Source organism: Gilliamella sp. BG7, from assembly GCF_046635565.1.
GTDB classification, from domain to species: domain Bacteria; phylum Pseudomonadota; class Gammaproteobacteria; order Enterobacterales; family Orbaceae; genus Gilliamella; species Gilliamella apicola_P.
On record NZ_JBIDFB010000003.1, the window covers coordinates 186262 to 192761 of the forward strand.

At 33.8% G+C, this 6500-nt stretch carries 8 protein-coding genes; 3 read left to right on the plus strand and 5 right to left on the minus strand.

The genetic code is table 11. The features are described 5' to 3' along the window. The first annotated feature begins 66 nt into the window (after positions 1–66). Positions 67–564, plus strand: a complete 498-nt coding sequence (locus ACGH49_RS03755) for a phosphatidylglycerophosphatase A (protein ID WP_411588267.1) — start codon at positions 67–69, stop codon at positions 562–564. A gap of 55 nt (positions 565–619) precedes the next feature. Here ACGH49_RS03755 and nadK read toward each other — a convergent pair whose 3' ends face one another. Then, positions 620–1498: an NAD(+) kinase gene (gene nadK, locus ACGH49_RS03760; RefSeq protein WP_411588268.1), complete on the minus strand. Its 879-nt coding sequence runs from the start codon at positions 1496–1498 to the stop codon at positions 620–622. A gap of 158 nt (positions 1499–1656) precedes the next feature. Between nadK and grpE the strand changes: the two genes are divergently transcribed. Beyond that, entirely contained in the window at positions 1657–2241 is a 585-nt protein-coding gene (grpE, locus tag ACGH49_RS03765) for a nucleotide exchange factor GrpE (protein ID WP_034909401.1), read from the plus strand. A gap of 44 nt (positions 2242–2285) precedes the next feature. Here the strand turns inward: grpE and def are convergent, their stop codons facing one another. Beyond that, positions 2286–2798: a peptide deformylase gene (gene def / locus ACGH49_RS03770; protein ID WP_065605826.1), complete on the minus strand. Its 513-nt coding sequence runs from the start codon at positions 2796–2798 to the stop codon at positions 2286–2288. A gap of 156 nt (positions 2799–2954) precedes the next feature. Here def and dprA point away from each other — a divergent pair, with 156 nt between their 5' ends. Further along, entirely contained in the window at positions 2955–4061 is a 1107-nt protein-coding gene (gene dprA / locus ACGH49_RS03775) for a DNA-processing protein DprA (protein ID WP_411588269.1), read from the plus strand. An 89-nt stretch (positions 4062–4150) separates the two neighbouring features. Here dprA and rraA read toward each other — a convergent pair whose 3' ends face one another. The 3 genes from rraA to ACGH49_RS03790 all read right to left on the minus strand — a co-directional run. After that, the gene (gene rraA, locus ACGH49_RS03780; protein WP_065590596.1) at positions 4151–4642 is read right to left on the minus strand and encodes a ribonuclease E activity regulator RraA; all 492 of its coding nucleotides are present in this window, start codon (positions 4640–4642) and stop codon (positions 4151–4153) included. Positions 4643–4731: 89 nt separating this feature from the next. After that, positions 4732–5634, minus strand: a complete 903-nt coding sequence (locus ACGH49_RS03785; protein WP_296210073.1) for a 1,4-dihydroxy-2-naphthoate polyprenyltransferase — start codon at positions 5632–5634, stop codon at positions 4732–4734. A gap of 676 nt (positions 5635–6310) precedes the next feature. Then, positions 6311–6500 (minus strand): hypothetical protein (locus ACGH49_RS03790; protein WP_411588271.1); only part of this gene is annotated, 190 nt, incomplete at its 5' end.

Genomic DNA, 6500 nt, shown 5'->3' on the forward strand with positions numbered 1-6500 from the left:
AAAAATTAGGCACTTTCTTTTTGCCGGCTTAATGTCGGCAAATTTTATTTAAAAGAATATTGGATTATGACAAAACAAGAACGAAATAAAAATTTTAAAAAATTCCTAAAGTTAACCAATCCCATTCATTTTTTAGCTGTAGGACTAGGTAGTGGTTTATCTCCAATTATGCCCGGAACAATGGGATCGTTAATGGCGATTCCACTTTGGCTATTATTTTATGGTTTACAACCAGCTTTATACTGGGTATTTATTTTAGTGACTTTTATTTTTGGTTGTTTTATTTGCCAAAAAACATCGGATGATACCCATACGCACGATTCAGGGCATATAGTATGGGATGAATTTGTTGGCATGTGGATCACCCTATTTTTTATTCCACAACTTTCTGTTATGTGGATTGCGATAGCCTTTGTAGCATTTAGGATTTTTGACATGGCAAAACCGTGGCCAATTCGTTGGTTTGATAAACGTATACCTGGCGGTTTTGGTATTATGGTGGATGATGTGATTGCAGCTATCTTTTCATCATTCACCGTTTATATCATGACATTGGTTATTTAAAATGTAATCTTATACTAAAATACATACTTTCCTGAAAGTTTTTTACAAAAATAGATTAAAACATCTTTTGCGACCATCCTAACTTAGTCGAAAGATTATTAAAATAATCATAATCTTTGGTATGAATTAAATTAAATTCATATAAAGATCGACGAATAATCACATCTTGCGTTGGTTTGACCGGTAAAATAATTTGGCTATCACAGGCAATATTTAAATCAAGCGCAGTAGTTGGAAATTTAAGATGAATTGGGTTATTGCCTTTGATAACCAAAGGTCTAACTGCTAACGAATGCGGAAACATTGGCGTAATAATTAATGCATCTAAATGAGGCGCTAAAATAGGGCCTCCAGCCGATAACGAGTAAGCGGTAGAGCCTGTTGGCGTTGCAATAATTAACCCATCAGCTCGCTGTGAAAACGCATTACGTTCATTAATGTAAACATCATAGTCAATCATATGCGCTACAGTGTTAGGAGTGACGACAATTTCGTTTACGGCGAAACTCGAATTAATCAAATTACCATTATCATAAATGGAAACTTCTAATAAAAAACGAGGATCATCCTCATATTCACCGGCAATAACAGGACTTAATTGTTCAATTACTTGTTCATGCGAGATATCCGTTAAGAAACCGAGATTACCTCGATTAACACCAATCACTTTGATTTTATAGTGTGACAAGTACCTAGCCGAACGTAGCATATTTCCATCACCCCCCACAACAATGGCTAGGTCAGCTTGTTCACCAATTGCTTCTAACGAAGCGTAATGGTTAACTGGAAATTGAATATGATCCGCTAAGCGATCTTCAACTAGCACATGAATACCAAGACTAACAAGCCAATCATAAAGCACTTGATGAGTTTCGATTGCCTCTAATTTACGAGGAAGCCCAATGAGACCAATGCATTTAAAAGGTGTATTCATAAAATATCCTTGTTATTCTTTTATATAAACGATATGTATTTTTTCGTCACAGGTCAAAAAATTACATATCAATTTACTGATAAGCTTGTAATCATAAAAATTGTCCCCATAATAACCGTAATTCACTAAGTTTTCGACTACATTATTTGGAGTACCTTATGACAGAGCAAGATAAAAATATGTCAGAAAATGAAACTAACATTGACACACCAGCTGAAGAAACAACAGAGCAAGAAGCTCCAGCGCAACCAAGTCTAGAAGAGCAATTAAACGCAAAAGATGCACGTATTGCAGAGCTAGAACAAGCATTACAGTTGGCTAAAAAAAATGAAAGCGAAGCCATGATTCGTGCGCGAGCTGAAATTGATAATGTTCGTAAACGTGTTGAACAAGATGTTGATAAAGCTCGTAAATTTGCACTAGAAAAATTCTCTAATGAATTATTACCCGTTATTGATAATTTAGAACGAGCTTTAGAATCTACAGATAAAACCAACCCTGAGCATAAAGCTACTGTTGAAGGGCTAGAACTGACATTAAAATCATTCCTAGATACTGTCAAAAAATTTGGTATTGAAGTGATTAATACTGAAGATTCACAACTAAATCCTGATGTGCACCAAGCAATTAGTATGGTTGAATCACCAGAACATCAATCAGGTCAAATAGTAAATACCATCCAAAAAGGCTATACCTTAAATGGCCGGTTAATTCGTCCTGCGATGGTAATTGTTGCTAAATAGTTATCTTTAGATAGGTTAACCGCCAATCACTGTGGCGGTTAATTTTATTGATTCCGTTGCTCCTCACGAGCAAGTTTCTTCATTTTTTGTTCAATTCGTTGACGTTTTAATGGTGAAAGGTAATCAACAAAAAGTTTACCTTTTAAATGATCCATTTCGTGTTGGATACAGATAGCAAGTAACTCATCGGCATCAATTTCGTAAGGATTGCCATGGCGATCTAGAGCTTTAATTTTGATTTTTTCTGCTCTTGGCACAAATCCACGACAATCAGGAACCGATAAGCACCCTTCCTCAATACCCGTTTCACCTTCTTGGCTTATCACTTCAGGATTGATGATCACATAAACTTGGCTTTTATCTTCTGATACATCAATAACAATAATTTGTTCATGTACATCAACTTGGGTTGCTGCAAGCCCAATACCATTTTCGTCATACATGGTTTCGATCATGTTATCAATGATCGTTTGTAGCTCAGGGGTGAACTTGGTAACAGGCTTAGCAACTTTGCGAAGTCGCTCATCAGGAAAACGTAATACCGGTAAAATAGCCATAAATTCTTCGATCTACTCCTCAAATTTCGGGTTTATTCAAACTATTGCTCATTGTAAACATTTATCATACTGATGAATAGCCCTTGTTGGCTATTGGTAGTATTTATCTTATCAATTCAAGATATCTAAATCATTTAAAACGAGTGCGGAAAGATTATGATGAGTAAATATGAATTCTTATTAAGAATTTCAATGGTTGGATATGGAAAACAAAATATTTTTGAAAAAATTGGACAGCTTTTTGCTAACGGTTTACCAAGTAGCATACAAAATGTGTCTTGTTTGTTAAATAAACTAGGATTGTCGGATGTTCAAATAGTGCGTTTTTATGAAACATCATATCTTCATTTAGAACCAATACTTCAATGGTTAGAATCACCCCACCCACAAAAACATCTTATTGCTTATTGTGATAACGATTATCCTTTATTACTTAAACAAATTTGTTCTCCGCCTTTATTGTTGTTTGTTTTAGGTAATCGGCAGTTATTACATTCACCTCAATTAGCCATGGTTGGAAGTCGTGAATTTAGTGAATATGGAGCACAGTGGGGACGATATTTTGCTAGTGAATTAGCTATTAATGGTTTAACAATTACCAGCGGTTTAGCGCTTGGATTAGATGCTATTTGCCATCGTGGCGCACTTGAAGTATCGGGTCATACCATCGCAGTGTTAGGCAGCGGTTTAGCAAAAATTGCACCGAGATCAAATTTAAACTTAGCCAATGATATTTTGGAGCAAGGTGGGGCTATTGTGTCCGAATTTTTTCCATTTGAAAAAGCCAGATCCGTCTATTTTCCTCGTCGGAACCGAATTATTAGCGGGTTAAGTTTAGGAACTTTCGTGGTTGAAGCTTCAGAAAAAAGCGGCTCGTTAATTACTGCGCGCTATGCACTTGAACAAAATCGAGATGTATTTGCCTTACCAGGTGATATTAACAATGAAAACTGTAGTGGAACTCACTATTTAATTAAACAAGGCGCTTATTTAGTTTCTAAACCAGTTGATATTTTAGAGCATTATTATAGTTATTTATCAGTAGTAAATAGTTCGTGTAATCAGCTTAAAGAAGAACAGAATAATTCTATTTTGTATCCTGAAATTTTTGCTGTGATTCATCATCAACCTATCCCTGTTGATATTATTGCTCAACAAGTAAATATGTCGATTTCAGAAGTGAGCGTCAAATTATTAGATATGGAACTAGAAGGTTTAATAAAGACGGTAACAGGTGGTTATATTCGTAATCGAGTGATTTAAAATTAAAGATTTTTTTATCAAAAAGTTTCCGGTAATTATACGTTTAAGTATAAAAACCGCCGATAAGTACCAGCGGTTCACACTATTTTTTATTTATCTTCAATTTCAAGAGCAATTTCAGATAAGATGATACCTGTGTTATCAGCATAGACAAAATCACCTGAGAAAAAAGTCACTCCACCAAAATTAACACGAATATCAATTTCACCAATGCCTTGATCTTCAGCACCAACAGGAATAGCTGCTAGAGCTTGAATGCCAATGTCGGCTTCAGCTAGATAATCAACTTGGCGAACAGCACCATAGATAATTATTCCTTCCCATTGATTTTGAACAGCAATATCTACTAGCTCTGCATCAATTAGCGCTCGACGAACAGAGCCACCTCCATCAATAACAAGGATTTTTCCTGAGCCGTCTGATTGCAAAATTTCGTATAGTAAGCCGTTATCTTCAAAACATTTAACTGTTACAGCTTGACCTGAAAACGATGCTACGCCACCAAAATTACTAAATATTGGTTCAACTACGTTAACATCTTCTGGGTAATAATCGCAAAGAATTGAAGTATCAAACTCCATTATCAAGTCTCCTTTTGCTGTGATATATAAGTTTATTTAGTATAACGCTAATGCCAAGTAAAATGATATTAAAATTAAATAAACGTGAACTAGCTCAAAATAATCCCCAAACAATAAAGTAAATTAGTCAATAAAGCAAGTTTGACCATCTGTAATAATAAAGGTACCCCTTCTTTGTGCGTATTAAATTGAAAAACCATATAAATATGCTTAATAAATAACGGTAATGTTAATATAAACAAACCGCTCCAGATTGTTTGTAATTTATTGTATGCAAATAAACTTAGCGAACAAAATGCTATGAGTAATAGCAATAAATGATAATATCGCCCCATACATTTACCAATCATTACCACTAAAGTACGCTTATTACTTTTTCGATCTAGTTCTATATCACGAAGGTTATTGATATTAAGCACAGCAACGGATAACAAACCACAGCCTAAAGAAGGTAAAATAATGGATAAAGAGAATACCTTAGTTTGCAAGTAGAAACTACCCATGACACCAATCAAACCAAAAAAAATAAGTACTGATAGATCGCCAAATCCAATATAGCCGTAAGGTTTTTTACCCATGGTATAAGTTATTGCGGCAACAATAGATAATAATCCTAATAATATAAAAATAAATAATTCATAAATATTATTACAGGCAAATATAAGCAAAATCAGCCCAAATAAAATACATAAAAAAATATTAATCCATAGCGCTATTTTTAGCTGCTTAAGTGTAATTAAGCCTAATTGTATACCTCGATTATGGGCAGTAAGATTGTTTTGATCGCTACCTTTAATTTCATCTCCGTAATCATTGGCTAGATTAGAAAGAATTTGTAACAATGATGCTGTAATTAATGAAAACAGTAGTATCCAAAAACTAAATTGATGTTGCCAATAAGCTAGTGCATTACCGACTAATATCGCAGAAAGAGAAAGAGGTATGGTTTTTAACCGTAAACTAATAATCCATGGGTAAAATTTATTGTACATTCAATAACTGTATTATTTTTAGTGAAAACTATAAATCATAATAACAGGAACACTGAATCAATTCACTGTATTAGTCATGATACTATCAATAAGTTTATATATTTGTGTATTTTTAAACCACTATAATGAGTAAAAAGAAAAAATAGTAACACCCACAGTTAGTACAAAACTAACGTAGAAATTGATGTAGCATATTTTCGTGTTTTATATTCAATGGAATATTAATTAATGCGTTATTGAACATTTTAGTATTATAAATGAGAGCTACTCTTCGGTTATTCTCTTTGCTTGATCTAGGTTGCTTAAAAGATATAAATAGAATACTTCAGTGCAATAAGTACAATCAAATTGTTCAATATAGCTGTTTTGACATGGCCTAATGATTTAAATATAATCAACAATTATATCATATAATTTTGCCTAACTGGTAAAGACCCTTCCAATAAATTCCGATCTATTATCAAACCACATTTTTAACAGATAGTCATGGTATTGAGCTAACTTGTCCAAATATCTATGTATAATGCTTCAAGATTCAAGTCATCAATGACATTAAACGTTCTAAAGAAACTTTGATTTCTACTATTGTTACTAATCATAAAATTCATTGACCTACATTCACATTATTTATTGAGAAACAATAATTTTTCTGATGTTTGAGGTGGAAATTGCGCCTTTACTTGCCTTCTTTTAGATATAAAGAGAAATAGTTACAAATCAATGCAGGAAGGTCGCTAAAATAAAATACCGAAAAGCAAAAAAGCCCAGCATTGCTGCTGGGCTCTCTATATTTAAAAGTCTGGCGGCACCCTACTCTCACATGGGTAATACCCACACTACCATCGGCACTACGGCGTTTCACTTCT

Coding starts and splice junctions, on each gene's coding strand:
- nadK (WP_411588268.1), bottom strand. CDS start 1,498: ATGAATACACCTTTTAAATGCATTGGTCTCATTGGGCTTCCTCGTAAA.
- ACGH49_RS03755 (WP_411588267.1), top strand. CDS start 67: ATGACAAAACAAGAACGAAATAAAAATTTTAAAAAATTCCTAAAGTTA.
- rraA (WP_065590596.1), bottom strand. CDS start 4,642: ATGGAGTTTGATACTTCAATTCTTTGCGATTATTACCCAGAAGATGTT.
- def (WP_065605826.1), bottom strand. CDS start 2,798: ATGGCTATTTTACCGGTATTACGTTTTCCTGATGAGCGACTTCGCAAA.
- dprA (WP_411588269.1), top strand. CDS start 2,955: ATGATGAGTAAATATGAATTCTTATTAAGAATTTCAATGGTTGGATAT.
- ACGH49_RS03785 (WP_296210073.1), bottom strand. CDS start 5,634: ATGTACAATAAATTTTACCCATGGATTATTAGTTTACGGTTAAAAACC.
- grpE (WP_034909401.1), top strand. CDS start 1,657: ATGACAGAGCAAGATAAAAATATGTCAGAAAATGAAACTAACATTGAC.